Source organism: Sodalis praecaptivus (assembly GCF_000517425.1).
Taxonomy (GTDB): Bacteria; Pseudomonadota; Gammaproteobacteria; order Enterobacterales; family Enterobacteriaceae; genus Sodalis_A; species Sodalis_A praecaptivus.
Map to the genome: position 1 here is coordinate 4,500,809 of NZ_CP006569.1, position 25,631 is coordinate 4,526,439.

Genomic DNA, 25,631 nt, shown 5'->3' on the forward strand with positions numbered 1-25,631 from the left:
CTAGAAAACCTTAACGTTTTACTCGCTTTTATTTATCCGTCACGCAGCGTTATTTTTATCACTTCGGAGTCAATCATGCTAAACCAGTTGGAAAATCTGGCGAAATGCGTTGCTGGCAATAATGAATTTATTGATCAGTGGTTACAGGCCCGCAAGGGACTTTTGGTGGCGTACTACCATTTGATCGGCTTAAAGCCCAACAAAGAAAAGCATACTCCCCTGGACGAAGAAGCGCTGGACGCCTTTTGCCATCAGTTGGTGGATTATCTCTCCGCCGGTCATTTCCACGTTTACGATCGTATCGTGCCGGAAGGGGAAACGACGTCCGCACTGATTTACAGCGCTCTACAGGAAAACACGCAGCAGATCATGGCGCTTTACGACAGTCACCTTGAAAGCGCTATCGACCACGACAACTATCTGGCGTTTCAGGAAGCGTTGTCGGGCGTGGGTGAAGCGTTGGCGAACCGTTTCATCCTTGAGGATAAACTGATTCAGCAGGCGCTGGAGTACAGTGTGCAGGCCGCATCGGCCCTCCCTGCCGCCAATAGCGCCGATATGGCCCGCCCGGCCTGAATCTCCCCGGTAACGGTCAGCGCCGACGTTGCCATTTAGTGCCAAGAAATTGTAGTCTGTAGCGGTCCGCCTGGCGGACCATCATCTTGTCGGAGTGCCCAGCGCGTATGTTACGCCGGGCTGAGACCGTTCATTCGGGATCCGCGGAACCTGATCAGGTTAAAACCTGCGAAGGGAACAAGAGTAATTCATTCTGTCTGGCGTCATTGCCCCTCATCACGGCCGCGGCGCCATTCATTACTCCCCGCAACGCTCCTGACAAGCAACTCCCGGTAATTTTATTGAGGAACTTGCTATGTCATCATCTGCTCCTCCCGTTTCACGCCGCACCAGCCGCGCGCAGGCGCAGGCGTTTATTGATACCCTTAAAGGCACCGATTTCCCCCGCTCCCGCCGCATCTATTTGCAAGGACAGCACCCGTCAGTTCGCGTGCCGATGCGCGAAATCCAGCTCAGCCCCACCCTCATCGGCGGCCACGGCGCTGAGGCGCAGTATGAGGATAACGAGCCGGTGCCGGTCTACGATACCGCCGGTCCCTACGGCGATCCGACGGTACCCATTGACGTTCGCGTCGGGCTGGCGCCGCTGCGCGCGCAATGGATCGCGGCGCGCCAGGACAGCGAACCGGTGACGACGCTCAGCTCCGGCTACAGCTGCGCGCGCCGCGCCGACGCCGGACTGGCCCACTTGCGCTTCGCCGCACCGCCCACGCCGCGGCGCGCCCTGACAGGCCGCTGCGTTACCCAAATGCACTACGCTCGCGCCGGCATCATTACGCCGGAAATGGAGTTTATCGCGCTGCGGGAAAATATGGGCCGGGAACGCATCCGCGGCGATACCCTGCGTCAGCAGCACCCCGGGCAAGCGTTCGGCGCGGCGCTGCCGGAAAATATTAGCCCGGAGTTCGTGCGCCAGGAGGTGGCCGCCGGCCGCGCCATCATTCCCGCCAACATCAATCACCCCGAAGCGGAGCCGATGATTATCGGCCGCCACTTTTTGGTCAAGGTCAACGCCAACATCGGCAACTCGGCGGTCACCTCCTCGATTGAGGAAGAGGTGGAAAAGCTGGTGTGGGCCACCCGCTGGGGCGCAGATACGGTGATGGATCTCTCCACCGGTCGCTATATTCATGAAACCCGTGAATGGATTTTGCGCAATAGCCCGGTGCCTATCGGCACCGTCCCGCTGTATCAGGCGCTGGAGAAAGTCCACGGCGTGGCGGAGAACCTCACTTGGGCTATCTTCCGCGATACGCTGCTGGAGCAAGCGGAACAGGGTGTAGATTATTTCACCCTGCACGCGGGCGTGCTGCTGCGCTACGTGCCGATGACCGCGCGACGTCTGACCGGCATCGTTTCGCGCGGCGGCTCCATCATGGCCAAATGGTGCCTGTCGCACCATCAGGAAAATTTTCTTTACGCGCATTTCCGCGAAATATGCCAAATTTGCGCCGCCTATGACGTGGCGTTGTCGCTGGGCGACGGGCTACGTCCGGGGTCGATTCAAGACGCCAACGATGAGGCGCAGTTCGCCGAGCTTTATACGCTGGGCGAGCTGACCAACATCGCGTGGGAATACGATGTGCAGGTCATGATCGAGGGGCCGGGACATGTACCGATGCAGATGATCCGGCGCAATATGACCGAACAGCTGACGCATTGTCATGAAGCGCCTTTCTATACCTTGGGGCCGCTCACCACCGATATCGCGCCCGGTTACGACCATATCACATCCGGTATCGGCGCCGCGCTTATCGGCTGGTACGGTTGCGCGATGCTCTGCTACGTCACGCCGAAAGAGCATCTCGGGCTACCCAATAAAGAAGACGTCAAACAGGGGTTGATTACCTATAAAATCGCCGCCCACGCCGCCGATCTCGCCAAAGGGCACCCCGGCGCGCAAATCCGCGATAACGCGATGTCGAAAGCGCGTTTCGAGTTTCGCTGGGAAGACCAGTTCAACCTGGCGCTGGATCCCGACACCGCCCGCGCCTATCACGACGAAACGCTGCCGCAGGCGTCGGGTAAAGTGGCGCATTTCTGCTCCATGTGCGGCCCGAAATTCTGTTCGATGAAAATATCCCGCGAGGTGCGCGACTTCGCGGACGCTCAAGCGGCGCAGGCCAAAGCGGCAGGAATGGCCGGCATGGCTTCGGCGTTTCGCGAACGCGGCGGCGATATCTATCTGCCGTCTGCCGATAGCGAGGTGAGCGATGAAGACTAAAGCACCCTTTGCGCCGGTACCGCACCGTCTCGGCCTCTATCCGGTAGTGGATTCGCTGGCCTGGCTGGTGCGCATGCTGGATGCCGGCGTGACCACGGTACAATTGCGCATCAAAGACCGCAGCGAAACGCAGGTGGCGGCGGATGTCGAAGCGGCGGTCCTGCTGGGCCGCCGTTATGACGCCCGGGTGTTTATCAACGATTACTGGCGGCTGGCTATCCACTATGGCGCCTACGGTGTGCATCTGGGTCAGGAGGATATGGTTAGCGCCGACGCCGACGCCCTACGCGCCGCCGGCCTGCGGCTGGGTCTGTCCACCCACGACGAAACGGAGCTGGCGCGTGCGCTGGCCTGGCAGCCCTCCTATATCGCCCTTGGTCACATCTTTCCCACCGCCACGAAAGTGATGCCGTCCCGCCCTCAAGGGCTGGAGACGCTGCGGCGCCTGGTCGCCGAGCTGCCGCCTATCCCCACCGTGGCCATTGGGGGAATCGGTCGCGAACAGGTGGAGGCGGTATTGGCGTGCGGCGTGGGCAGCGTCGCGGTGGTCAGCGCCATCACCCGCGCGCCGGACTGGCGCCAGGCGACCTCCGCCTTACAGTCGATAATAGCGGCATGGGAGCGTCGCCATGACCAATGAACCCCGACGCACCACGGCCGACGCCGACCGCTTGCCCGAGGCTAAGGGCGGCCGTTCGTCAGAGACGTTAGACGATCAGGCTTTTATGCGCTACAGCCGCCAGCTGTTGTTGCAAGATATCGGCGTAGAGGGCCAGCAACGGCTACAGGCGGCAACGGTGCTGCTGGCGGGGCTGGGCGGACTGGGTTCGCCGGCCGCCCTGTATTTGGCGGCGGCCGGTGTCGGCACGCTGCTGCTGGCGGATGACGATGCGCTGCACATTACCAATTTACAGCGGCAAATCCTCTATCGCACCGCCGATCTCGGCCGGTCGAAAGCGGAACTGGCGCAGCGCGAACTGACGGCGCTCAATCCCGGCGGCCGCTACCTGCCCCTTACGCGGCGGCTGGCGGGCGACTGGCTTGACGAGCAGGTTGCGCGCGCCGATTTGGTACTGGATTGTAGCGATAACATGGCGACCCGCCACGCCATCAATGCCGCCTGTGTGCGGCGAGGGCTCCCCCTGATTAGCGCCAGCGCGGTCGGTTTCGACGGCCAATTGTTGATAGTGCGCCCGCCGTGGCGCGAAGGTTGCTATGCCTGCCTGTTTCCCGAGAAAGAGGAGGTACAGCGCAACTGCCGCACCGCCGGCGTGCTGGGTCCGGTGGTTGGCATGATGGGCACGCTGCAGGCGCTCGAGGCAATTAAGCTTCTCTGCGGCCTCCACGGCGATAGCCCCGATCAATTGCGGCTGTTCGACGGCAAAACCCTGCAATGGCGCACCCTGCGCCTGAACCGCGATCCCCACTGCCCCGTCTGCGCCGCCGCGTTAGCGCGCCCCGCGTCGACCGCGGGGACCGCACGGAGAACCCTTTGATGAAAATCACGCTCAATGACCGCCCGCTGACGCTGACGCACCCGGTGACGCTGGATGCCTTACTCACGGAGCATCACCACCCGGGGCCGGGCATCGCTCTGGCCGTGAATCAAACCATTATCCCGCGCCGCCAATGGACACAATACCGGGTGCAGGACGGTGACGATATTCTCTTATTCCAGGCAATCGCCGGAGGCTGACCCATGTTTACCCTTGCAGATACCCCATTCCGGTCACGGTTATTCACCGGTACCGGCAAATTCGCCTCGGCGCAGCTGATGCTGGACGCCATCCTCGCCTCCGGCAGCGAACTGGTTACCCTGGCGATGCGTCGGGTAGACTTACGCGGCGGTGACGACGCGCTACTGCCGGCATTACGACAGGCCGGTGTCCGGCTGCTGCCCAACACGTCCGGCGCCAAAACCGCCGATGAGGCGCTGTTCGCCGCCCGTCTGGCGCGCGAGGCGTTAGGCACCCACTGGATCAAACTCGAGATCCATCCGGACATGCAATATCTGCTGCCCGATCCGATAGAAACGTTAAAAGCAGCGGAGCAACTGGTCAAAGAGGGGTTTGTAGTATTGCCCTATTGCGGCGCCGATCCGGTGCTTTGCCGTCGGCTGGCGGAGGCGGGCTGCGCCGCGGTGATGCCGCTGGGATCGCCTATCGGCTCTAATCAAGGACTGCAAACGCGCGATTTCCTGCGCATTATCATCGACCAGGCGCAGGTCCCGGTCGTCGTCGATGCGGGTATCGGCGCCCCCAGTCAGGCGTTGGAAGCGCTGGAAATGGGCGCGGATGCGGTGTTGGTGAACACCGCTATCGCCGTGGCGCAAGATCCCGTTGCCATGGCCCGCGCTTTCCGGGTCGCCCTGGAGGCCGGCGAACTCGCCCGCCAGGCGGGTCTGGCGCCGCGCCGTCGTCAGGCCAGCGCCACCAGTCCGTTAACCGGCTTCTTAACACCGACCGCGGAGGCGCAATCATGACCACCTTCACGCAGCACTGGCAACAGCTCCAGTGGGACGACGTCGGCATGCGGATCCACAGCCAGACGGCCGCCGATGTCGAGCGCGCGCTGGCGGCGGACAATCCCGGACCGGAGGAGATGATGGCGCTGCTGTCGCCGGCGGCGCTGGCGTATCTCGAGCCGTTGGCCCAGCGGGCGCAGCGGTTGACCCGCCGGCGCTTTGGCAACACCATCAATTTCTACCTTCCGCTCTATTTGTCTAATCTGTGCGCCAATGACTGTACCTATTGCGGCTTCTCCATGAGCAACCGCATCCGCCGCAAAACGCTGAATGAACAGGAGATCCTGAGCGAATGCCGCGCCATCCGCGCCAAAGGTATCGACAATGTGCTGCTGGTCACCGGCGAGCATAAGAGTAAAGTGGGCATCGACTATTTCCGCCGCTACGTGCCGCTGGTGCGCCAGGCGTTCAGTTCGCTGATGATGGAAGTGCAGCCGCTATCCCAGGCGGAGTATGCCGAGCTGAAAGGGCTGGGTTTGGACGGCGTGCTGGTATATCAAGAAACCTATCACCCGCCTACCTATCGGCGCCATCATTTGCGCGGGCAGAAGCAGGATTTTGTCTGGCGGCTCGAAACGCCGGATCGCCTGGCCCGGGCCGGGATCGACAAGATCGGCCTCGGCGCGCTTATCGGCCTTTCCGATAACTGGCGTGCCGACTGCTATATGGTGGCACAACATCTGCTTTATATGCGCCACACCTATTGGCAGAGCCGCTATTCGCTGTCGTTTCCCCGGTTACGCCCCTGCGCCGGCGGCGTCACGCCGGCCTCCCTAATGGACGAAGCTCAACTGCTACAGGTGATGTGCGCTTTTCGCCTGCTGGCGCCGGAAGTGGAGATATCCCTGTCGACCCGCGAATCCGCCCATTTCCGCGATCATGCGGTTCCTATCGTGGTCAATAGCGTCAGCGCCGGCTCCAAAACGCAGCCGGGCGGCTACGCCAGCGATCGGCCAGAGCTGGAGCAATTCCTGCCTCACGATAACCGCTCGCCCCAAGAGGTGGCGCAGGTCCTTACCCGCGCAGGGCTACAGCCGGTGTGGAAAGATTGGGATCCGTATCTGGGACGCGTGAGCGTCGCCGCCGACGGCGCCTGAGCGCGGGGAGAAAACCGCGCGCGCCGGCGCCGCTTGGCAACTTATCCGGGCGCGGCGACGGCGGATGTGGACAGATTGTTCCGGCTATCGAGGGCGCGCGGCCGTCCTCTTTCGAGCGGAGGTAAAAAAAAACCGCTCCCGAAGGAGCGGTTTTGCTTTCGCCAGCGGCGAGGGACAATGCCGACAATCAGTCGTCGTTGCCGCCCAGACCCGCGTTCAGCAGCTCAGCCAGATTGGCAGAAGCTTCATCGGCGGTAATCTGCGGTGCGGCAGGCGCTTCACCCTGCTGACGATGGCGGGCGCGTTCCTGATGATAAGCGTAACCGGTACCGGCCGGGATTAACCGTCCGACGATGACGTTTTCCTTCAGGCCGCGCAGTTCATCGCGTTTCCCGGCAACGGCGGCTTCGGTCAGCACGCGCGTGGTTTCCTGGAACGACGCCGCGGAGATAAACGACTCCGTGGCCAGCGAGGCTTTGGTGATACCCAGCAGATCGCGCATGTAGGTCATTTCCACCTTGCCGTCGTTTTCCAACTGACGGTTGGCGATCTTGATGCGCGAGTACTCCGCCTGCTCCCCTTCCAGGAACTCAGAGCTGCCGCTGCTGGCGATCGTCGCTTTACGCAACATCTGACGAACGATAACTTCGATGTGTTTATCGTTGATCTTCACGCCCTGCAGACGGTAGACGTCCTGGACTTCGTTGACGATATAGCGGGTCACCGCATGCACGCCACGCAGACGCAGAATGTCGTGCGGCGATTCCGGACCGTCGGAAATCACATCGCCGCGCTCCACGCGTTCACCTTCAAAGACGTTGAGCTGACGCCATTTCGGGATCATCTCTTCGTAAGCGTCGCTGCCGTCCACCGGCGAGATAACCAGGCGGCGTTTGCCTTTGGTTTCTTTACCGAAGGAAACGATACCGCTGATCTCGGCCAGGATCGCCGGCTCTTTCGGACGACGGGCTTCAAACAGATCGGCAACGCGCGGCAGACCACCGGTAATATCCTTGGTCCCGCTGGTTTCCTGCGGCAGACGCGCCAGCGTATCACCGCCGGTGATTTTGGCGCCGTCTTCCAACTGCACGATCGTTTTGCCCGGCAGGAAGTACTGCGCCGGCATGTCGGTACCCGGCAGCAGCACATCATTGCCGTTGGCATCCACAATGCGCAGCGCCGGGCGCAGATCTTTACCGCCGCCGGTACGCTCGGCGGTATCCAATACCACGATAGAGGACAAACCGGTCAGTTCGTCGGTCTGGCGGGTAATGGTCTGGCCGTCGATCATATCGGTGAAGCGGACGAAACCGTCGACTTCGGTGATAACCGGCATGGTATGCGGATCCCAGTTGGCAACGGTTTCGCCGCCCATGATTTCCGCGCCGTCGCCTTTGGCCATCACGGCGCCATAAGGCACTTTGTAGCTTTCTTTGGTACGGCCGAATTCGTCAATCAGCTTCAGCTCGGTATTACGCGAAGTAATCACCAGCTTGCCGCTGCCGTTAACCACGAACTTGGCGTTGCTGAGACGGATGGTCCCTTTGTTTTTCACCTGAATGCTGGATTCCGCAGCGGCACGGGACGCGGCCCCGCCGATATGGAACGTACGCATGGTCAGCTGGGTACCGGGTTCGCCGATGGACTGCGCGGCGATAACGCCGATGGCTTCGCCCTTGTTCACCAGATGCCCACGCGCCAAATCGCGGCCGTAGCAGTTGGCGCACACGCCGAAATCGGTGTCGCAGGTCACGACCGAACGCACCTTGACGCTGTCCACGGAGTTTTCTTCCAGCACGTCACACCACTGCTCGTTCAACAGGGTATTACGCTCAACCAGAATATCCGCGGTGCCCGGCTTCAGAACATCTTCCGCCGTGACGCGGCCCAGTACGCGTTCGCGCAGGGGCTCTTTCACGTCGCCGCCTTCGATGACCGGCGTCATCACGATACCGGCGAAGGTGCCGCAGTCGTCCTCGGTCACCACCAGATCCTGCGCCACGTCGACCAAGCGACGGGTCAGGTAACCGGAGTTCGCGGTTTTCAGTGCGGTATCCGCCAAACCTTTACGCGCGCCGTGGGTGGAGATGAAGTACTGGAGTACGTTCAAACCTTCACGGAAGTTCGCGGTAATCGGCGTCTCGATGATCGAGCCGTCGGGCTTGGCCATCAGACCACGCATACCGGCCAGCTGACGAATCTGCGCCGCCGAACCACGGGCGCCGGAGTCGGCCATCATAAAGATGCTGTTAAACGACACCTGACGTTCTTCCTCGCCGTCGCGGTTAATCACCGCTTCGGTGGACAGGTTGTCCATCATCGCCTTGGCGACACGCTCGTTGGCTGCGGCCCAGATATCGATAACCTTGTTATAGCGTTCGCCGGCGGTCACCAGACCCGACTGGAACTGCTCTTGGATCTCGGCGACTTCGGCTTCGGCTTCATCGATGATTTCGGCTTTCTTCGCCGGGATCACCATGTCGTCGATACCGACCGACGAGCCGGAACGGGCAGCGTAGGCGAAACCGGTGTACATGATCTGGTCGGCAAAAATGACGGTCGGCTTCAGACCCAGTACGCGATAGCAGGTATTAAGCATCTTGGAGATGGCTTTTTTACCCAGCGCCTGGTTCACCAGCGAGAACGGCAGCCCTTTCGGCACGATCATCCACAGGATGGCGCGGCCGACGGTGGTGTCCACCAGACGGGTGTTCTCCACCCACTCGCCGTTGTCGCGTTTCTCATGCTCGGTGATACGCACTTTAACGCGCGCATGCAGCTCGGCCACGCCGGCGCGGTAGATGCGTTCCGCTTCTTTCGGCCCGGTCAACACCATGCCTTCGCCTTTGCCGTTGACGCGATCGCGGGTCATGTAGTACAGACCCAGCACCACGTCCTGCGACGGTACGATAATCGGCTCGCCGTTAGCGGGCGACAGGATGTTGTTGGTAGACATCATCAGCGCGCGCGCTTCCAACTGGGCTTCCAGCGTCAGCGGCACGTGTACCGCCATCTGGTCGCCGTCGAAGTCGGCGTTGTACGCCGCACACACCAGCGGGTGCAGCTGAATGGCTTTACCTTCAATCAGTACCGGCTCAAACGCCTGGATGCCCAGACGGTGCAGCGTCGGTGCACGGTTCAGCATGACTGGGTGCTCGCGGATGACTTCGTCCAGGATATCCCAGACCACGGCTTCTTCGCGCTCCACCATTTTCTTGGCGGCTTTGATCGTCGTGGCGAGGCCGCGCAGTTCCAGCTTGCCGTAAATGAACGGCTTAAACAGCTCCAGCGCCATTTTTTTCGGCAGACCGCACTGATGCAGACGCAGGTACGGACCGACGGTAATAACCGAACGGCCGGAGTAGTCGACGCGTTTACCCAGCAGGTTCTGGCGGAAGCGACCTTGCTTGCCTTTGATCATGTCGGCCAGCGATTTCAGCGGACGCTTGTTGGAGCCGGTAATGGCGCGGCCGCGACGGCCGTTATCCAGCAGCGCATCGACCGCTTCTTGCAGCATACGCTTTTCGTTGCGCACGATGATATCCGGCGCAGCCAGATCCAGCAGGCGCTTCAAGCGGTTATTACGGTTGATCACCCGGCGATACAGATCGTTCAGATCCGACGTTGCAAAGCGGCCGCCGTCCAGCGGCACCAGAGGACGCAGATCCGGCGGCAGCACCGGCAGCACGGTCAGGATCATCCATTCCGGTTTGTTGCCGGACTGCACGAAGGCTTCCAGCAGCTTGATGCGCTTGGTCAGCTTTTTGCGCTTGGTTTCAGAGTTGGTTTCTTCTAGCTCTTCGCGCAGCTGCTCGCATTCCTGCTCCAGATCCATATTTTTCAGCAGGGCCTGGATCGCTTCGGCGCCCATTTTGGCGTCAAATTCGTCACCGAACTCTTCCAGCGCGTCCAGATACTGCTCTTCGGTCAGGATCTGACGGCGCTCAAGGTTGGTCATGCCGCCTTCAACCACGACATAGGATTCAAAATACAGCACGCGCTCGATATCGCGCAGCGGCATATCCAGCAGCAGGCCGATACGGGACGGCAGCGATTTCAAAAACCAGATGTGGGCGGTAGGCGAAGCCAGCTCAATATGGCCCATGCGCTCACGACGCACCTTGGTCTGGGTCACTTCAACGCCGCACTTCTCACAAATGACGCCGCGGTGTTTTAAACGCTTGTACTTACCGCACAGGCATTCATAGTCTTTTACCGGCCCGAAAATACGCGCGCAGAACAGACCGTCGCGCTCCGGTTTAAAGGTACGGTAGTTAATGGTTTCCGGCTTCTTCACTTCACCGAAAGACCAGGAACGGATCATGTCTGGCGAGGCCAGCGCAATTTTGATCGCATCAAACTCTTCGGTCTTAGTTTGCGCTTTCAGAAACTTAAGTAAATCTTTCACGGATTGGCTCCTGTCGGAGTTGGACCTGTTAGGCGCCTGAAACGCTCAGGCGCCCTTATTACCAGTGCGAATCGCACCCGGGCGGAAAAATCAGTCTTCTTCCAGCTCGATATTGATGCCCAGCGAGCGGATTTCTTTCAACAGAACGTTGAAGGATTCCGGCATACCGGGTTCCATCATGTGATTGCCATCCACGATGTTTTTGTACATCTTGGTGCGACCGTTAACATCATCCGACTTGACGGTAAGCATTTCCTGCAGGGTGTACGCCGCGCCGTAGGCTTCCAGCGCCCACACTTCCATCTCCCCGAAGCGCTGGCCGCCGAACTGCGCCTTGCCCCCCAGCGGCTGCTGGGTAACCAGGCTGTACGAGCCGGTGGAACGCGCATGCATCTTGTCATCAACCAAATGGTTGAGTTTCAGCATGTACATATAACCCACGGTAACCTGGCGCTCGAACTGCTCGCCGGTACGGCCATCGAACAAGGTAATCTGACCGGAGGTCGGCAGGCCGCCGAGCTGCAGCAGCTCCTTGATCTCTTTCTCTTTGGCGCCGTCGAATACCGGCGTGGCGATCGGCATTCCTTTCTTCAGGTTCTCCGCCAGACGCAGCACTTCCTCATCCGAGAAAGTGTTGAGATCCACCCGCTGGCGCACGTCATCACCCAAATTGTAGGCTTTCTGAATGAACTCGCGCAGTTTGGCCACTTCTTCGTGCTGCTTGAGCATGGCGTTGATCTTGTCGCCGATGCCTTTTGCCGCCATACCCAGATGGGTTTCCAGAATCTGGCCGATGTTCATACGCGACGGTACGCCCAGCGGGTTCAGAACGATATCCACCGGCACGCCGTTTTCGTCGTAAGGCATATCTTCGATCGGGTTGATCTTGGAGATAACGCCCTTGTTACCGTGACGGCCCGCCATCTTGTCGCCCGGCTGAATCTGACGTTTCACCGCCAGATAGACCTTGACGATTTTCAGCACGCCCGGCGCCAGGTCATCGCCCTGGGTAATTTTACGGCGCTTAGCTTCCAGCTTCTTCTCGAACTCGTGCTTAAGCTCGTCGTACTGCTCGGCCAGCTGCTCAAGCTGATTCTGCTTCTCTTCGTCGGCCAGGCCCAGTTCCAGCCAGCGCTCGCGGGTCAGCTTATCCAGCTTCTCCGCCTCGATGCCGCCAGAGATCAGCACGTCGCGAATACGGGCAAACAGACCGGCTTCAAAGATCTGCAATTCTTCGGTCAGGTCCTTTTTGGCCTGCTTAAGCTGCATTTCCTCGATTTCCAGCGCGCGCTTGTCTTTTTCCACGCCGTCGCGGGTAAAGACCTGAACATCGATAACGGTACCGGAAACGCCGTTCGGCACACGCAGCGACGAGTCTTTAACGTCGGAGGCTTTTTCACCGAAGATGGCGCGCAGCAGTTTCTCTTCCGGGGTCAGTTGGGTTTCGCCTTTCGGCGTCACCTTGCCTACCAGAATATCGCCGCCGGTCACTTCCGCGCCGATATAGACGATGCCGGACTCATCCAGTTTGGAGAGCGCGGCTTCACCCACGTTCGGGATGTCGGCGGTAATCTCCTCAGGCCCCAGCTTGGTGTCGCGGGACACGCACGCCAGTTCCTGGATATGGATAGTGGTGAAACGATCTTCCTGCACCACGCGTTCGGAGACCAACATGGAGTCTTCAAAGTTGTAGCCGTTCCACGGCATGAAGGCGATACGCATATTCTGACCCAGCGCCAGCTCACCCAGATCGGTGGACGGACCGTCGGCCAGCACGTCGCCGCGCTCAACCGGCTCACCCAGCGAAACGCAAGGCGTCTGGCTGATACAGGTGTTCTGGTTGGAACGGATGTATTTGGTCAGGTTGTAGATATCAATGCCCGCTTCGCCCGGATACATTTCATCCGGATTAACGTTAATCACGATACGGGAGGCGTCCACGTACTGCACCGTTCCGCCGCGTTTCGCCACGGCGGTCACGCCCGAGTCAACGGCAACCGCACGCTCCATACCGGTGCCGACCAGCGGCTTATCGGTACGCAATGTGGGCACCGCCTGACGCTGCATGTTCGCACCCATCAAGGCGCGGTTGGCGTCGTCGTGCTCCAGGAACGGAATCAGCGAGGCGCCGACCGAGACCACCTGCTGGGTGGAAACGTCCATATAGTCAACCTGATCGCGACTGAACAGGCTCGATTCGCCCTTGCTGCGGCAGGTTACCAGATCATCAACGAAACGACCGTCTTCGCCGAGGTTGGTGTTGGCCTGCGCGATAACGAAGTTGCCTTCCTCAATCGCCGACAGATAATGGATCTCGTCGGTGACCACCCCGTCCTGCACGCGGCGATACGGCGTTTCCAGGAAACCATACTCGTTGGTCTGCGCATACACGGACAGCGAGTTGATAAGACCGATGTTCGGCCCTTCCGGGGTTTCGATGGGGCACACGCGGCCGTAATGGGTCGGATGCACGTCGCGCACTTCAAAGCCTGCGCGCTCGCGGGTCAGACCGCCCGGGCCCAGCGCGGAGATACGGCGCTTATGGGTAATCTCGGATAGCGGGTTGTTCTGATCCATGAACTGCGACAGCTGGCTGGAGCCAAAGAACTCTTTCACCGCCGCCGAAATCGGTTTGGCGTTGATCATGTCCTGCGGCATCAGGGTATCCAAATCGCCCAAAGACAGACGCTCTTTCACCGCGCGCTCCACGCGCACCAGGCCAACGCGGAATTGGTTTTCCGCCATTTCGCCCACCGAGCGGATGCGGCGGTTGCCCAAGTGGTCGATATCGTCGACTTCGCCTTTACCGTTACGGATATCGATGAGCTTCTTCATCACGTCAATGATGTCGTCTTTGCTCAGGATACCGGAACCTTCAATCTCTTCCCGCAGCAGCGAACGGTTGAACTTCATCCGGCCTACCGCGGACAGATCGTAACGATCTTCCGAGAAGAACAGATTTTCAAACAGGTTCTCGGCGGCTTCGCGGGTCGGCGGCTCGCCGGGACGCATCATGCGGTAGATTTCCACCAGCGCGCTCAGGCGATCGCTGGTCGGATCGACGCGCAGCGTCTCGGAGATATAGGCGCCGTGGTCCAAGTCGTTGGTGAACAGCGTCTCAATACGCTTGTGCCCCGCCTGGCTCAGCTTGGCCAGCAGGTCCAGCGTCAGTTCCATGTTGGCGGGAACAATGATTTCACCGGTGTTTTCATCGATGTAATCTTTTACCACCACCTTGCCGATAATGTATTCGACAGGGACTTCGATCTGCGCGACGCCGTCTTTTTCCAACTGACGAATATGGCGCGCGGTGATGCGACGGCCTTTTTCGACATAAACGGTGCCGTTGGCCTCGATATCAAACGAGGCGGTTTCACCACGCAAGCGCTCAGGAATAAGTTCCATCTGCAGCTTTTTGTCGTGAATTTCGTAAACCACTTTGTCGAAGAACGTATCCAGGATCTGGCCGGTGCTGTAGTTCAGCGCGCGCAGAATGATGCTCGCCGGCAATTTGCGGCGGCGGTCGATACGGACGAACAAATTGTCTTTCGGGTCGAACTCGAAATCCAACCAGGAGCCGCGGTAAGGAATAATGCGTGCGTTATACAGCACCTTACCGGAGGAGTGCGTCTTACCCTTGTCGCTGTCGAAAAATACGCCGGGACTACGGTGCAGCTGGGAAACGATAACACGTTCGGTGCCGTTGATGACAAAGGTACCGTTGTCGGTCATGAGCGGGATTTCGCCCATGTAGACTTCCTGCTCCTTGATGTCTTTTACCGTGCCTTCCGGCGCTTCACGCTCATAAATGATCAGGCGCAGCTTCACGCGCAGCGGTGCGGAAAACGTCACCCCACGGATCTGGCACTCTTTGACATCAAAAACAGGCTCGCCCAGACGGTAACTGACATATTGCAGTTCAGAGTTGCCGCTGTAGCTTTGTATGGGGAATACGGAACGGAAAGCCGCTTCCAGACCGTACTGACCTTCCGGATCTTGCTCGATGAACTTCTGAAACGAGTCAAGCTGGATGGATAGGAGATAGGGAACGTCCAAAACCTGCGGACGTTTTCCGAAGTCCTTACGAATGCGTTTTTTTTCGGTATAGGAGTAAACCATAGGGTTCCTCAGCTCGCTGACAAGTCGACCCACTCTGTCCGCCCTACTAGGACAGTACATGCAACACCATTTTCGTGTTCGGAGATTGGCTATCCTCTCCGCAATACCTGTTTCTATCACTCTTAAATCATTTCGCTGCACTTTGCTAAACCAGGGAGGCTCGGCAGGCGATGCAGTATATTAAGTCGTCGATAGAAAAAAATATTGTGGTTAATCAGCAGCTAAATGATGTGAAACGCTACTGACCCCCTACAGCGCAAAAAGGCTGGTGACCCAAAAGCCACCAGCCATCAGCCTAAATCAGGCTGCAACCTGGAAGGTTAACTTATTTAACCTCAACAGAAGCACCCGCTTCTTCCAGGGCTTTCTTCAGTGCGTCAGCGTCATCTTTGCTCACGCCTTCTTTCAGGGTGGCAGGTGCGGATTCAACCAGGTCTTTGGCTTCTTTCAGGCCCAGACCGGTAGCGCCACGCACGGCTTTGATGACGGCAACTTTGTTCGCGCCGATTGCGCTCAGCACAACGTCAAACTCGGTTTTTTCTTCAACGGCTTCAGCCGGGCCACCCGCAGCAACGGCAACGGCGGCAGCGGCGGAAACGCCGAATTTTTCTTCCATCATGGAGATCAGTTCAACCACGTCCATGACGGACATTTCGGCAACCGCGTCCAGAATTTGTTCTTTAGTGATAGACATAACAAGTGTTCCTAAAATTCAGAAAGTGTGTATACGTTTGCAATTGCTTCAGAATAGAGCCGGCGATTATGCCGCTTCTTTCTGATCGCGCAGTGCGGCCAGCGTGCGAACCAATTTGCCTGCAGAGGCTTCTTTCATGGCCGACATCAGGCGGGCGATTGCTTCTTCGTAAGTTGGCAGAGTTGCCAGGCGGTCGATCTGCGACGCCGGGATAACTTCGCCTTCAAAGGCTGCGGCTTTGACTTCAAAATTGGCATTGTCTTTGGCAAAAGCCTTGAACAAACGAGCGGCTGCGCCCGGGTGTTCGTTAGAAAATGCAATCAGGGTCGGACCGACAAACGTGTCTTTCAGGCACTCAAAAGGAGTGCCTTCAACGACGCGGCGCATCAGCGTGTTGCGAACAACGCGCATGTAAACACCGGCTTCACGACCTGCTTTACGCAGTTCAGTCATTTTATCTACCGTCACGCCGCGAGAATCCGCGACAACGGCAGACAGCGCGCCTTTGGCTACTTCGCTGACTTCAGCAACAATCGCTTGTTTGTCTTGAAGATTTAATGCCATTAGCTTGTGCTCCTGGATTTAGCCGGGGAAAATCCCCGGAACTCACTTCACATACCGTCACAGTGACGGTAAGCGTCGACATACGGTGAGCAGAATCCAGCAAACGAATATGTTATTCAGGCTCTGTCACCGTCTACGCAGGAAAATTAAGTGCTGTGACACACACCTGCGGTCTTGGACGGAGGCTTGGATAGGCCAAGCTCCAACCGAAAAAATCTTGGCGTTGCGCCCGCGGTCAAAAGGAAACCGCTCCGGCGAAACTTCGGGCGTTAGATTCTAGACAAATCCAACGCCCGCGTAAAGCAATAATTAAGCGGTCGCCGTGGACAGGCCGCTTTGATCGATTGCTACACCTGCGCCCATGGTGGTAGACAGGCTGACTTTCTTGATATAAACGCCCTTGGCCTGCGTCGGTTTGGCTTTCTTCAGCGCAACCAGCAAAGCTTCCAGGTTTTCTTTCAATTTGTCAGACTCAAAGTCCACTTTACCGATGGTGGTGTGGATGATGCCGTTTTTGTCGTTGCGATAGCGCACCTGACCGGCTTTGGCGTTTTTAACCGCTTCAGCGACGTTCGGGGTAACGGTGCCGACTTTCGGGTTCGGCATCAGGCCGCGCGGACCGAGGATCTGGCCCAGCTGGCCGACAACGCGCATCGCGTCAGGAGAAGCGATAACCACGTCGAAGTTGAACTCGCCTTTTTTGATCTGGTCAGCCAGATCGTCCATGCCCACCAGATCCGCGCCGGCGGCTTTGGCCGCTTCGGCGTTGGCGCCCTGGGTGAACACGGCAACGCGAACGCTGCGGCCGGTGCCGTGCGGCAGTACGGTGGCACCGCGGACGTTCTGATCGGATTTACGTGCATCAATGCCCAGATTCACGGCAACGTCGATGCTTTCAACGAACTTGGCGGTGGCCAGCTCTTTCAGCAGCGCTACGGCTTCACTGATGTCGTACTGTTTGGTGGAATCAACTTTGTCGCGGATGACGCGCATGCGCTTGGTCAGTTTAGCCATTTCTTAATCCTCCACTACCAGGCCCATGGAACGCGCGGTACCCGCAATGGAGCGGGACATCGCTTCCACATCGGCACCGGTCATATCAGCCGCTTTGGTTTCCGCGATTTCACGGACCTGAGCGCTGGTCACTTTACCGACTTTTTCTTTATTCGGCTTACCGGAACCGGATTTGATGCCCGCGGCTTTTTTCAGCAGCACGGCGGCCGGCGGCGTCTTGGTAACGAAAGTGAAAGAACGGTCGGAATACACGGTGATAACAACCGGAATCGGCAACCCTTTTTCAATGCTTTCGGTTTTGGCATTGAAGGCTTTGCAGAATTCCATGATGTTAACGCCCTGCTGACCCAGGGCCGGACCTACCGGCGGACTCGGGTTTGCCATGCCTGCAGCAACCTGCAGTTTGACATAGGCTTGTACTTTCTTGGCCATGTTGATTTCCTCTAATGGGTGATAGCGCCGATTAAGGCTCCCCGTGAATAAGCGTTTACGCGTTCAAGGACGCATAAAAACGAAAGGCGCGAAATTTTAGATTAATTTCGCGCCCCGAGCAAGCAAAAATGTGTTAGGCGACTCAGCCTTTCTCGACCTGACCGAAGTCCAGCTCCACCGGCGTGGCGCGACCAAAGATCGACACCGACACCTTCAGGCGGCTTTTCTCGTAGTCCACCTCTTCCACCACGCCGTTGAAGTCGGCGAAGGGACCATCGTTGACGCGAACCAGCTCGCCCGGCTCGAAAAGGGTTTTCGGCCGCGGCTTGTCGCCGACCTGCTGCAGGCGGTTCATGATGGCATCGACTTCTTTGTCGCTGATAGGCGCAGGACGATCCGAGGTGCCGCCGATGAAGCCCATGACGCGCGGTACGCTGCGCACCAGATGCCAGCTGGCGTCGTTCATCACCATCTGCACCAGGACGTAGCCCGGGAAGAATTTACGTTCGCTTTTGCGACGCTGGCCGCCGCGAATTTCAACCACCTCTTCCGTTGGCACCATCACTTCGCCAAACAGCTCTTCCATATCATGAAGTTTGATATGTTCGCGGAGGGACTGCGCTACGCGTCCCTCAAAACCGGAAAACGCCTGAACGACGTACCAGCGTTTTTTTGGAGCTTCGGACATCTTAGAACCTCAGGCCAGTAATAAACGATACCACACGGACCAGAATGCCATCCAGTCCCCACAGAATCAGTGACATCACGGCGGTCACCGCGGCGACGATCAACGTGGTATGTAACGTTTCCTGGCGGGTCGGCCAAATCACTTTACGTACTTCGGTACGCGCTTCACGCGCAAACGCAACCGTGGACTTGCCTTTGGCAGTCATCATGGCCACACCGCCCGCGATAGCGATAATAAGCACGACAGCCAGCGCTCGCAGGGGTAAGTTGTAATCGCGATAAAAATAGTTACCGACGATAGCCACGACCAACAGAATCGCGACGACTAACCACTTAACCACTTCCAGGCCGCGCCCGCTTCCTTGAGCTTCGGTATTCGCACTCATAAAAAAAACCTGTCACATAGGATTCAGACAAACAACTTATCAGCCCCGTAAAGATCGAGGCTACCAACCGAAGCATGCTCTGAATTAGCAACAAAACCTCGACGTTTTACGCCGCAGAACAAGAGCCCATCTCACCAATGATTATGACTCAAAATCGCTGATGAGATAGGTTCTCTGTCACAGCGTAGAAAAAGGGCATCAAATGATGCCCTTTAACCGCATGTCGCGTCAAATGGTTATTCGACAAATGTCGGCATTTGCCGACTTAAGCGATAACTTTGGCAACAACGCCGGCGCCAACGGTACGGCCGCCTTCGCGAATAGCGAAACGCAGACCGTCGTCCATGGCGATCGGGGCAATCAGGTTAACAACCATCTTGATGTTGTCGCCAGGCATCACCATTTCAACGCCTTCCGGCAGTTCGATGGTACCGGTCACGTCAGTGGTACGGAAATAGAACTGCGGACGGTAGCCTTTGAAGAACGGCGTGTGGCGGCCGCCTTCGTCTTTGCTCAGAATATACACTTCCGATTCAAACTGGGTGTGCGGCTTGATCGAGCCCGGCTTGGCCAGAACCTGACCACGCTCGACGTCGTCACGCTTGGTGCCGCGCAGCAGCACGCCAACGTTCTCGCCGGCACGGCCTTCGTCCAGCAGTTTACGGAACATTTCAACGCCGGTGCAGGTGGTTTTGGTGGTGTCTTTGATGCCGACGATTTCCACTTCTTCACCCACTTTGACGATGCCGCGCTCTACACGACCGGTTACCACGGTGCCGCGGCCGGAGATGGAGAATACGTCTTCGATCGGCAGCAGGAACGGCTTGTCGATGGCGCGTTCCGGTTCCGGAATGTAGCTGTCCAGCGCTTCCGCCAGTTCAATGATTTTCTGCGTCCAGGCTTCGTCGCCTTCCAGCGCTTTCAGCGCGGAACCGCGGATAACCGGCGTGTCATCGCCCGGGAAGTCGTACTGCGACAGCAGTTCGCGCACTTCCATTTCCACCAGTTCCAGCAGCTCTTCGTCATCAACCATGTCGCATTTGTTCATGAACACGATGATGTAAGGTACGCCAACCTGGCGACCCAGCAGGATGTGCTCACGGGTCTGCGGCATCGGGCCGTCGGTGGCGGCTACAACCAGGATCGCGCCGTCCATCTGGGCCGCGCCGGTGATCATGTTTTTCACATAGTCGGCGTGTCCCGGGCAGTCTACGTGCGCGTAGTGGCGGGTCGGGGTATCGTATTCAACGTGCGAAGTGTTGATGGTGATACCACGGGCCTTTTCTTCCGGCGCGTTGTCGATCTGATCGAACGCGCGCGCGCTACCGCCGTAGGCCTTGGCCAGAACGGTGGTGATGGCGGCGGTCAGGGTCGTTTTACCATGGTCAACGTGGCCGATAGTACCGACGTTAACGTGTGGTTTTGTGCGTTGAAACTTTTCTTTAGACATCGATTGTCCCTCTAAGACACGAATATATCGGTGGTATCACCACATCAACCAGGCGAAATGCCTGATGAATTTTTTTTCTTACAGAAAGTGAATCAGGAGGGAGACTAGAAGTGGTGCTGATAGGCAGATTCGAACTGCCGACCTCACCCTTACCAAGGGTGCGCTCTACCAACTGAGCTATATCAGCACATTGGAGCGGGCAGTGGGAATCGAACCCACATCATCAGCTTGGAAGGCTGAGGTAATAGCCATTATACGATGCCCGCATCTTGGAACTCGGCTACCTGATATTTCTGTAGATTGTAGTATGATGCATGGGTTCAGGACCGATGCTGCGCATCGTTGTCTCGCTGCGCTCGGCCCGAACCTTGGTCGAAGGTTCTCACCTTCCCCCCACTGCGCCATGATGCTCCGCAGCCGGGTGTGTATCGTGCTTGATACGAATTTGGTGGTGGGGGAAGGATTATTCGTCGCTTCGCTCCTCACCCTTCGGGCCGATGCTGCGCATCGTTGTCTCGCTGCGCTCGGCCCGAACCTTGGTCGAAGGTTCTCACCTTCCCCCCACTGCGCCATGATGCTCCGCAGCCGGGTGTGTATCGTGCTTGATACGAATTTGGTGGTGGGGGAAGGATTCGAACCTTCGAAGTCTGTGACGGCAGATTTACAGTCTGCTCCCTTTGGCCGCTCGGGAACCCCACCAGATTTTTTTTGGTGCCGGCAGAAGGAGTCGAACCCTCGACCTACTGATTACAAGTCAGTTGCTCTACCAACTGAGCTATGCCGGCATCAAGTGCTGCGCATTCTAGGTAGAGCGGACGACCTATGCAACAAAAAAATCGCGTAAATCGCACTTTCGCTCAGAAATTACCCAATTTCACAACACGGCGCGCAAAATTGGTTATTATTCATGCTCGAAGCAGTGAGATATCACGCTTTGGCCGGCATAGTAGCACTGTCGGCGTAACGGGTACAGCCCCGGCATAGCCCCGTTTATCCCTCCCTGATCGTACATCGGCGATGGGAAGGCGGCGGCACCGGTCGAGGATCCCCCGTCAGGTTCACAATTCCTCTCCAGCGGCAGAAAAAACACTCTACGACAGGGGCGAAGCTGTCTATACTATGCAGCTTGTTTTCTTTCCGGGTTAGCGTCCTGCGCCCTGAATAGACTGTGCAACGGGCTGGCTCACGTTATGACTAAAGCTGTGCAATCTCCCCCCACGCCATATCTGCAATTCAGCCGCAAACAGTGGGCCGCGTTGCGTAATTCCGTGCCGCTGACGCTCACCGAGGCGGAAATCGTCAAGCTGAAGGGGATTAATGAAGATCTCTCCCTTGATGAAGTGGCGGAGATTTACCTGCCGCTGTCGCGTCTGCTCAACTTTTATATTAGTTCCAATCTGCGTCGCCAGGCGGTGCTGGAGCAGTTTCTCGGTACCGACGGCCAGCGAATACCCTATATCATCGGTATCGCCGGTAGTGTGGCGGTCGGCAAAAGCACCACGGCGCGCGTCCTGCAGGCGCTGCTGAGCCGCTGGCCCGAACACCGTACGGTTGAGCTGGTGACGACCGACGGGTTTTTGCATCCCAACCAGGTGCTCAAGCAGCGGGATCTCATGAAAAAGAAGGGTTTCCCGGAGTCTTATGATATCCGCAGCCTGGTCAATTTCGTCTCGAAAGTGAAATCGGGAACGCCGCGGGTGACCGCGCCGGTCTATTCCCATTTGATCTACGACGTCGTCCCCGACGAACAAAAAGTCATTTCTCAGCCGGACATTTTGATCTTAGAGGGGCTGAATGTTTTACAAAGCGGCAGCGATTATAACCACGATCCGCACCACGTGTTTGTCTCCGACTTTGTCGACTTTTCCATCTATGTCGATGCGCCTGAAGCGCTACTGCAAAGCTGGTATATCAATCGTTTCCTGAAATTCCGTCAGGGCGCGTTTTCCGATCCCGACTCCTATTTTCACCATTATTCTCAACTTTCCGAACAAGAGGCGGTGGCTATCGCCAGCCAGCTGTGGACTGAAATCAACGGGCGCAATCTGCAACAAAACATTCTTCCCACGCGCGAGCGCGCCAGTTTGATCCTGGGTAAAAGCGCCAATCATGCGGTGGAGAGGGTCCGGCTGCGCAAATAGCGTCGCGCGGCCGTCGGGTCATCTCAGTTGGCGCCGATACCGCGCCCGCTAGCGTCCCGCACCTCAGCGCCTGACACCCTGTCCGGCGCGTTGCAGCGTCCGCGTCGCGGCTTTCGCTCCTTAAGCCGCCCTGTTTATTGGCGCAAGATGTTCCCCCAGGTAGTATGATGCTCACACGGTATGTCTCCGGCGCGCCTCTGCCGCGTCGTCGCCCCGCTCCTATGAGCACAGCATGACGCGCAGCGGCTCGTACGAGAGCCCATTATGCGGTCCTCGCTACCCGACCGGCCGCGACGGCGCGCCCTGAACCGCAACCGGCCGTCTTCCTGGCCAGCTCGGGCCGGCAGGCGCGATAATGACCACCGACGCAGATAACATCTTATCTGCCCGACACTGGGCGGAGTCGATTTTTTAAGGGGGGAGTGAATGCAATTATTACTACTCAGCAACTCTACATGTCCCGGTAAAAGCTATCTGGAGCACGCCATCGCGCCAATCGGCGAACTGCTGCGGGGCCGACGGCAGGCGCTGTTTGTGCCCTTTGCCGGCGTCATCGTCGATTGGGACGCCTATACCGATAAAGTCAGGCAAGCGCTGACGCCGCTGGGGGTAGACGTCATGGGAATACATAGGACGGCGGACGCGGGTGCGGCTATCGCCACTGCCGAGATCATCATCGTCGGCGGCGGCAACACCTTCCATTTAGTGAAACATTGTCGCGACCGAGGCTTATTGCGCGCGATTCACCGGCGGGTACAGGAAGGGGCGACCTATATCGGCTGGAGCGCTGGCGCCAATCTGGCTTGCCCCACCCTTTGCACCACTAACGATATGCCGATTGTCGAACCAGGCGGTTTTGACGCGCTGGGGCTGATAAATTTTCAAATTAATCCCCATTATACCAATCAACTTCCCGCGGGCCATCAGGGCGAAACCCGCCAACAGCGGCTGGATGAACTCTTGCGCGCACGACCGGAGATGACGGTGGTAGGGCTGCCGGAGGGGGATTGGTTAACGGTGGCCGACGGTGCGGCAACGCTTGCCGGCCCTTACGATGCGGCGCTTTACCGCGCCGATTTGGCCGAGCCGGGCGTGCTGACGCCGGGAAGTACGATCACGTTGAAGTAAATGCCCCGCGTTCGGCTTGGCGCCGAAATAGGCCGCGGCACAACCGGCGGCGGCAGGGCCCAAGCATCGCACGGGTTTGCCGCCATCGTCGCCGCCAGGACGCTACGGCTAAAGACCGCGTAGCGATATCTCTCCGCCCAAATAGGCGTGGCGTTCTCCGTCCTGCTCCAACAATAGGGCCCCTTGCGCGTCGATGCCGCGCGCAATGCCCCTTATCTCCCGATCGCCAATGAGTAATTTCACCGGCCGGTCAAAGAAGTTATCCAACGCCTGCCAGCGGGCGACAAAGGGCGCGAACCCCTCGCCCTCGAACTGCCGCAGCGCCTGACGCAGCGTAGCGGTCAATTCGGCGACCAGCGCATTGCGATCGATGACGATGCCCGCTTCCTGCAAATTGATCCAACCCTGGTCGATCATCCCCGCCGCAGGCTCGCGCATCGCCAGGTTAATACCGGCGCCGATCACGACATGGGCGGCATCGCCGGCCTTACCGTTAATCTCAACCAAGATCCCGGCCAGTTTGCGATCGTTGAGATACAGGTCGTTCGGCCATTTGACGCGCACCCCTTCAGCGCCCAGTCGCTGCAGCACCTCCGCCATGACGATACCGACCATCAGACTGAGGCCGCCGGCGGCCGCCGGACCCTGCTCAAGACGCCAATAAAGGGACAGATAAAGATTATTGCCGAACGGCGAAATCCACTGTCGACCGCGTCGACCGCGTCCCTGCGCCTGATATTCCGCCACGCAGGCGTCACCCGGCGCTAAGGTGCCGATACGCTCGATCAAATATTGATTGGTTGAGTCAATAACCGGCAGAACCGCCAGGCGACCCGACGGTAGGCGCGAACGGATCGCGGCTTCATCCAATAACTGCAGCGGCGCATGCAAACGGTAGCCTTTACCGGGCACCGTAAAGACATCCACCCCCCAGTCGCGCACCGTTTGAACGTGCTTGTTGATGGCGGCGCGGCTCATTCCCAACGCCGCACCAAATTGCTCGCCGGAATGAAACTCGCCATCGGCCAGTAAACTTATCAGCTTAAGCGGGATGGTCACGTCTTTCATGTTAATACTCCCACCGCATCCACCTCGCCATTGGCGCCAATGAAGCGCACTTCCGGCTCCAGCCAAACGGCAAAGCGTTCCGCAACCTCTTGACGCACATAGCGCGCCAGCGCGGCGATATCCTTACCCGACGCATTATCGGCATTGACCAAAACCAGCGCCTGCTTGTCATGAATCGCCGCGCCGCCGAGGCGATAGCCTTTGAGACCACAGCGATCGATAAGCCAACCTGCCGCCAGCTTCACTCCGCCTTCCGGCTGAGGGTAATGGGGCGCATCAGGATAGCGGCTTAGCAATCGTTCCGCTCTCACAGCATCAATCACCGGATTTTTGAAAAAACTACCGGCATTGCCCTGCACCGCAGGATCGGGCAATTTCCCACGACGCATCGCGCAAACCGCATCATAAATCTGCCGCGGAGTGGCCTGCTGCGGGTCCAGACGGGCCAAATCGCCGTAGGTTAATACCGGTTGCCAGGCTTTGGCGAGCCGAAGGCCAACCGCAACAATGGCATGGCCTTCGCGCAACGCGTGTTTAAAGATGCTGTCGCGGTAACCGAATTGGCATTCAGCCGCGCTCAGACGCCGTAAGGTGCCGGTTGCCAACTGCAGCACGTCAACATAGTCACAAAACTGACGCAACTCGACGCCATAGGCGCCAATGTTTTGGATTGGTGCAGAACCCACGCAGCCGGGGATGAGCGCCAAGTTCTCCAGACCAGGCATGTGTTGTTCGAGACAGGTACGCACCAGGTCATGCCACACCTCCCCGGCGCCGACGTGCAAATGCCAAGCGTCGGAACGCTCTTCGATTGCTACGCCCGCTATCCGGTTTAGCAACACGGTGCCAACATAGTTTTCCAGAAACAACACATTACTACCGCCGCCCAACATCAGCACCGGTGTAGCGTCCTCCGCCGCCTGCCGCCAGATCGTGAACAGCTCGGCCTCCGTATGCGCAACGATTACGCGCCGCGCCAACGCATCAATCGCAAAGCTGTTCAGGGACTTTAGCGCCCCACTGTCCGTCATCATCACATAATCCGTCTTCACTTTTGTTGCCGTTAGTCTACTCGATCGCACAGGAAGGCAGCGAGTGACATTTTATGACGTGAGCGTG

Annotated in this window: 20 protein-coding genes, 4 tRNA genes, 1 other RNA gene and 1 riboswitch; of the genes, 9 read left to right on the forward strand and 16 right to left on the reverse strand. The window is 58.3% G+C overall.

The annotated features are described in order from the left end of the window. The first annotated feature begins 75 nt into the window (after positions 1 to 75). The 7 genes from SANT_RS19995 (at position 76) to thiH (ending at position 6,421) form a co-directional block, all read left to right on the forward strand. Complete coding sequence (locus SANT_RS19995) at positions 76 to 576, forward strand: Rsd/AlgQ family anti-sigma factor (RefSeq protein ID WP_025424006.1); 501 nt, start codon at positions 76 to 78, stop codon at positions 574 to 576. An 80-nt stretch (positions 577 to 656) separates the two neighbouring features. Continuing rightward, positions 657 to 770, forward strand: a riboswitch (TPP riboswitch). Between the two features lie 101 nt (positions 771 to 871). Then, entirely contained in the window at positions 872 to 2,800 is a 1,929-nt protein-coding gene (gene thiC / locus SANT_RS20000) for a phosphomethylpyrimidine synthase ThiC (protein ID WP_025424007.1), read from the forward strand. After that, entirely contained in the window at positions 2,790 to 3,440 is a 651-nt protein-coding gene (gene thiE / locus SANT_RS20005; protein WP_025424008.1) for a thiamine phosphate synthase, read from the forward strand. The genes thiC and thiE overlap by 11 nt, the downstream gene beginning before the upstream one ends. Before the next feature lie 85 nt (positions 3,441 to 3,525). Further along, a complete protein-coding gene (locus SANT_RS20010) occupies positions 3,526 to 4,296 on the forward strand; it encodes a HesA/MoeB/ThiF family protein (protein ID WP_051440255.1) in 771 nt (256 codons plus the stop codon). After that, a complete protein-coding gene (thiS, locus tag SANT_RS20015; protein WP_025424010.1) occupies positions 4,296 to 4,496 on the forward strand; it encodes a sulfur carrier protein ThiS in 201 nt (66 codons plus the stop codon). The genes SANT_RS20010 and thiS overlap by 1 nt, the downstream gene beginning before the upstream one ends. Positions 4,497 to 4,499: 3 nt before the next feature. Further along, on the forward strand, positions 4,500 to 5,282 hold the full coding sequence (locus SANT_RS20020) for a thiazole synthase (RefSeq protein ID WP_025424011.1): 783 nt from the start codon (positions 4,500 to 4,502) through the stop codon (positions 5,280 to 5,282). Continuing rightward, complete coding sequence (gene thiH, locus SANT_RS20025; RefSeq protein WP_025424012.1) at positions 5,279 to 6,421, forward strand: 2-iminoacetate synthase ThiH; 1,143 nt, start codon at positions 5,279 to 5,281, stop codon at positions 6,419 to 6,421. Before SANT_RS20020 ends, thiH begins: the two co-directional genes overlap by 4 nt. A 187-nt stretch (positions 6,422 to 6,608) precedes the next feature. Here thiH and rpoC read toward each other — a convergent pair whose 3' ends face one another. From rpoC to SANT_RS20090, 14 genes are all read right to left on the reverse strand, one after another. Then, entirely contained in the window at positions 6,609 to 10,829 is a 4,221-nt protein-coding gene (rpoC, locus tag SANT_RS20030) for a DNA-directed RNA polymerase subunit beta' (protein WP_025424013.1), read from the reverse strand. A 90-nt stretch (positions 10,830 to 10,919) separates the two neighbouring features. Continuing rightward, on the reverse strand, positions 10,920 to 14,948 hold the full coding sequence (gene rpoB, locus SANT_RS20035) for a DNA-directed RNA polymerase subunit beta (RefSeq protein WP_025424014.1): 4,029 nt from the start codon (positions 14,946 to 14,948) through the stop codon (positions 10,920 to 10,922). Positions 14,949 to 15,273: 325 nt separating this feature from the next. Continuing rightward, positions 15,274 to 15,642: a 50S ribosomal protein L7/L12 gene (gene rplL, locus SANT_RS20040; protein WP_025424015.1), complete on the reverse strand. Its 369-nt coding sequence runs from the start codon at positions 15,640 to 15,642 to the stop codon at positions 15,274 to 15,276. Between the two features lie 66 nt (positions 15,643 to 15,708). Then, the gene (rplJ, locus tag SANT_RS20045) at positions 15,709 to 16,206 is read right to left on the reverse strand and encodes a 50S ribosomal protein L10 (RefSeq protein ID WP_025424016.1); all 498 of its coding nucleotides are present in this window, start codon (positions 16,204 to 16,206) and stop codon (positions 15,709 to 15,711) included. Positions 16,207 to 16,515: 309 nt separating this feature from the next. Beyond that, entirely contained in the window at positions 16,516 to 17,220 is a 705-nt protein-coding gene (gene rplA / locus SANT_RS20050) for a 50S ribosomal protein L1 (protein ID WP_025424017.1), read from the reverse strand. Positions 17,221 to 17,223: 3 nt separating this feature from the next. Further along, the gene (gene rplK, locus SANT_RS20055; protein WP_025424018.1) at positions 17,224 to 17,652 is read right to left on the reverse strand and encodes a 50S ribosomal protein L11; all 429 of its coding nucleotides are present in this window, start codon (positions 17,650 to 17,652) and stop codon (positions 17,224 to 17,226) included. A 142-nt stretch (positions 17,653 to 17,794) separates the two neighbouring features. Further along, complete coding sequence (nusG, locus tag SANT_RS20060) at positions 17,795 to 18,340, reverse strand: transcription termination/antitermination protein NusG (RefSeq protein WP_009639145.1); 546 nt, start codon at positions 18,338 to 18,340, stop codon at positions 17,795 to 17,797. A 1-nt stretch (position 18,341) separates the two neighbouring features. After that, the gene (gene secE, locus SANT_RS20065; protein ID WP_025246565.1) at positions 18,342 to 18,725 is read right to left on the reverse strand and encodes a preprotein translocase subunit SecE; all 384 of its coding nucleotides are present in this window, start codon (positions 18,723 to 18,725) and stop codon (positions 18,342 to 18,344) included. 265 nt (positions 18,726 to 18,990) lie between these two features. Beyond that, positions 18,991 to 20,175 (reverse strand): elongation factor Tu, encoded by a 1,185-nt coding sequence (gene tuf, locus SANT_RS20070; protein WP_025420673.1) that lies wholly within the window; start codon positions 20,173 to 20,175, stop codon positions 18,991 to 18,993. 111 nt (positions 20,176 to 20,286) lie between these two features. Then, positions 20,287 to 20,362 (reverse strand) — tRNA-Thr (locus SANT_RS20075). A gap of 4 nt (positions 20,363 to 20,366) precedes the next feature. Continuing rightward, positions 20,367 to 20,441: transfer RNA gene (locus tag SANT_RS20080), tRNA-Gly, on the reverse strand. Positions 20,442 to 20,621: 180 nt separating this feature from the next. Beyond that, positions 20,622 to 20,749: non-coding RNA, RtT sRNA (locus tag SANT_RS23645), on the reverse strand. Between the two features lie 40 nt (positions 20,750 to 20,789). After that, a tRNA-Tyr gene (locus SANT_RS20085) sits at positions 20,790 to 20,874 on the reverse strand. Between the two features lie 10 nt (positions 20,875 to 20,884). Continuing rightward, positions 20,885 to 20,960 (reverse strand) — tRNA-Thr (locus SANT_RS20090). 405 nt (positions 20,961 to 21,365) lie between these two features. Here SANT_RS20090 and coaA point away from each other — a divergent pair. Together coaA and pepE are read left to right on the forward strand one after the other, a co-directional pair. Then, complete coding sequence (gene coaA, locus SANT_RS20095) at positions 21,366 to 22,316, forward strand: type I pantothenate kinase (RefSeq protein ID WP_025424019.1); 951 nt, start codon at positions 21,366 to 21,368, stop codon at positions 22,314 to 22,316. A gap of 426 nt (positions 22,317 to 22,742) precedes the next feature. After that, positions 22,743 to 23,444: a dipeptidase PepE gene (gene pepE / locus SANT_RS20100; RefSeq protein WP_025424020.1), complete on the forward strand. Its 702-nt coding sequence runs from the start codon at positions 22,743 to 22,745 to the stop codon at positions 23,442 to 23,444. Between the two features lie 108 nt (positions 23,445 to 23,552). On the opposite strand, the gene birA is transcribed toward pepE, so the two are convergent. Beyond that, positions 23,553 to 24,512: a bifunctional biotin--[acetyl-CoA-carboxylase] ligase/biotin operon repressor BirA gene (gene birA, locus SANT_RS20105; protein WP_025424021.1), complete on the reverse strand. Its 960-nt coding sequence runs from the start codon at positions 24,510 to 24,512 to the stop codon at positions 23,553 to 23,555. Further along, positions 24,509 to 25,564: a UDP-N-acetylmuramate dehydrogenase gene (gene murB, locus SANT_RS20110; RefSeq protein WP_257720074.1), complete on the reverse strand. Its 1,056-nt coding sequence runs from the start codon at positions 25,562 to 25,564 to the stop codon at positions 24,509 to 24,511. The genes birA and murB overlap by 4 nt, the downstream gene beginning before the upstream one ends. Between the last annotated feature and the right edge of the window lie 67 nt (positions 25,565 to 25,631).

What these genes read in the sequence shown, in the direction of transcription:
- rpoB (WP_025424014.1), bottom strand. Translation starts at nt 14,948, where the DNA reads ATGGTTTACTCCTATACCGAAAAAAAACGCATTCGTAAGGACTTCGGA.
- thiE (WP_025424008.1), top strand. Translation starts at nt 2,790, where the DNA reads ATGAAGACTAAAGCACCCTTTGCGCCGGTACCGCACCGTCTCGGCCTC.
- birA (WP_025424021.1), bottom strand. Translation starts at nt 24,512, where the DNA reads ATGAAAGACGTGACCATCCCGCTTAAGCTGATAAGTTTACTGGCCGAT.
- rplA (WP_025424017.1), bottom strand. Translation starts at nt 17,220, where the DNA reads ATGGCTAAACTGACCAAGCGCATGCGCGTCATCCGCGACAAAGTTGAT.
- thiH (WP_025424012.1), top strand. Translation starts at nt 5,279, where the DNA reads ATGACCACCTTCACGCAGCACTGGCAACAGCTCCAGTGGGACGACGTC.
- secE (WP_025246565.1), bottom strand. Translation starts at nt 18,725, where the DNA reads ATGAGTGCGAATACCGAAGCTCAAGGAAGCGGGCGCGGCCTGGAAGTG.
- tuf (WP_025420673.1), bottom strand. Translation starts at nt 20,175, where the DNA reads ATGTCTAAAGAAAAGTTTCAACGCACAAAACCACACGTTAACGTCGGT.
- rplJ (WP_025424016.1), bottom strand. Translation starts at nt 16,206, where the DNA reads ATGGCATTAAATCTTCAAGACAAACAAGCGATTGTTGCTGAAGTCAGC.
- SANT_RS19995 (WP_025424006.1), top strand. Translation starts at nt 76, where the DNA reads ATGCTAAACCAGTTGGAAAATCTGGCGAAATGCGTTGCTGGCAATAAT.
- coaA (WP_025424019.1), top strand. Translation starts at nt 21,366, where the DNA reads ATGACTAAAGCTGTGCAATCTCCCCCCACGCCATATCTGCAATTCAGC.
- SANT_RS20020 (WP_025424011.1), top strand. Translation starts at nt 4,500, where the DNA reads ATGTTTACCCTTGCAGATACCCCATTCCGGTCACGGTTATTCACCGGT.
- pepE (WP_025424020.1), top strand. Translation starts at nt 22,743, where the DNA reads ATGCAATTATTACTACTCAGCAACTCTACATGTCCCGGTAAAAGCTAT.
- rplL (WP_025424015.1), bottom strand. Translation starts at nt 15,642, where the DNA reads ATGTCTATCACTAAAGAACAAATTCTGGACGCGGTTGCCGAAATGTCC.
- nusG (WP_009639145.1), bottom strand. Translation starts at nt 18,340, where the DNA reads ATGTCCGAAGCTCCAAAAAAACGCTGGTACGTCGTTCAGGCGTTTTCC.
- rplK (WP_025424018.1), bottom strand. Translation starts at nt 17,652, where the DNA reads ATGGCCAAGAAAGTACAAGCCTATGTCAAACTGCAGGTTGCTGCAGGC.
- thiC (WP_025424007.1), top strand. Translation starts at nt 872, where the DNA reads ATGTCATCATCTGCTCCTCCCGTTTCACGCCGCACCAGCCGCGCGCAG.
- thiS (WP_025424010.1), top strand. Translation starts at nt 4,296, where the DNA reads ATGAAAATCACGCTCAATGACCGCCCGCTGACGCTGACGCACCCGGTG.
- SANT_RS20010 (WP_051440255.1), top strand. Translation starts at nt 3,526, where the DNA reads ATGCGCTACAGCCGCCAGCTGTTGTTGCAAGATATCGGCGTAGAGGGC.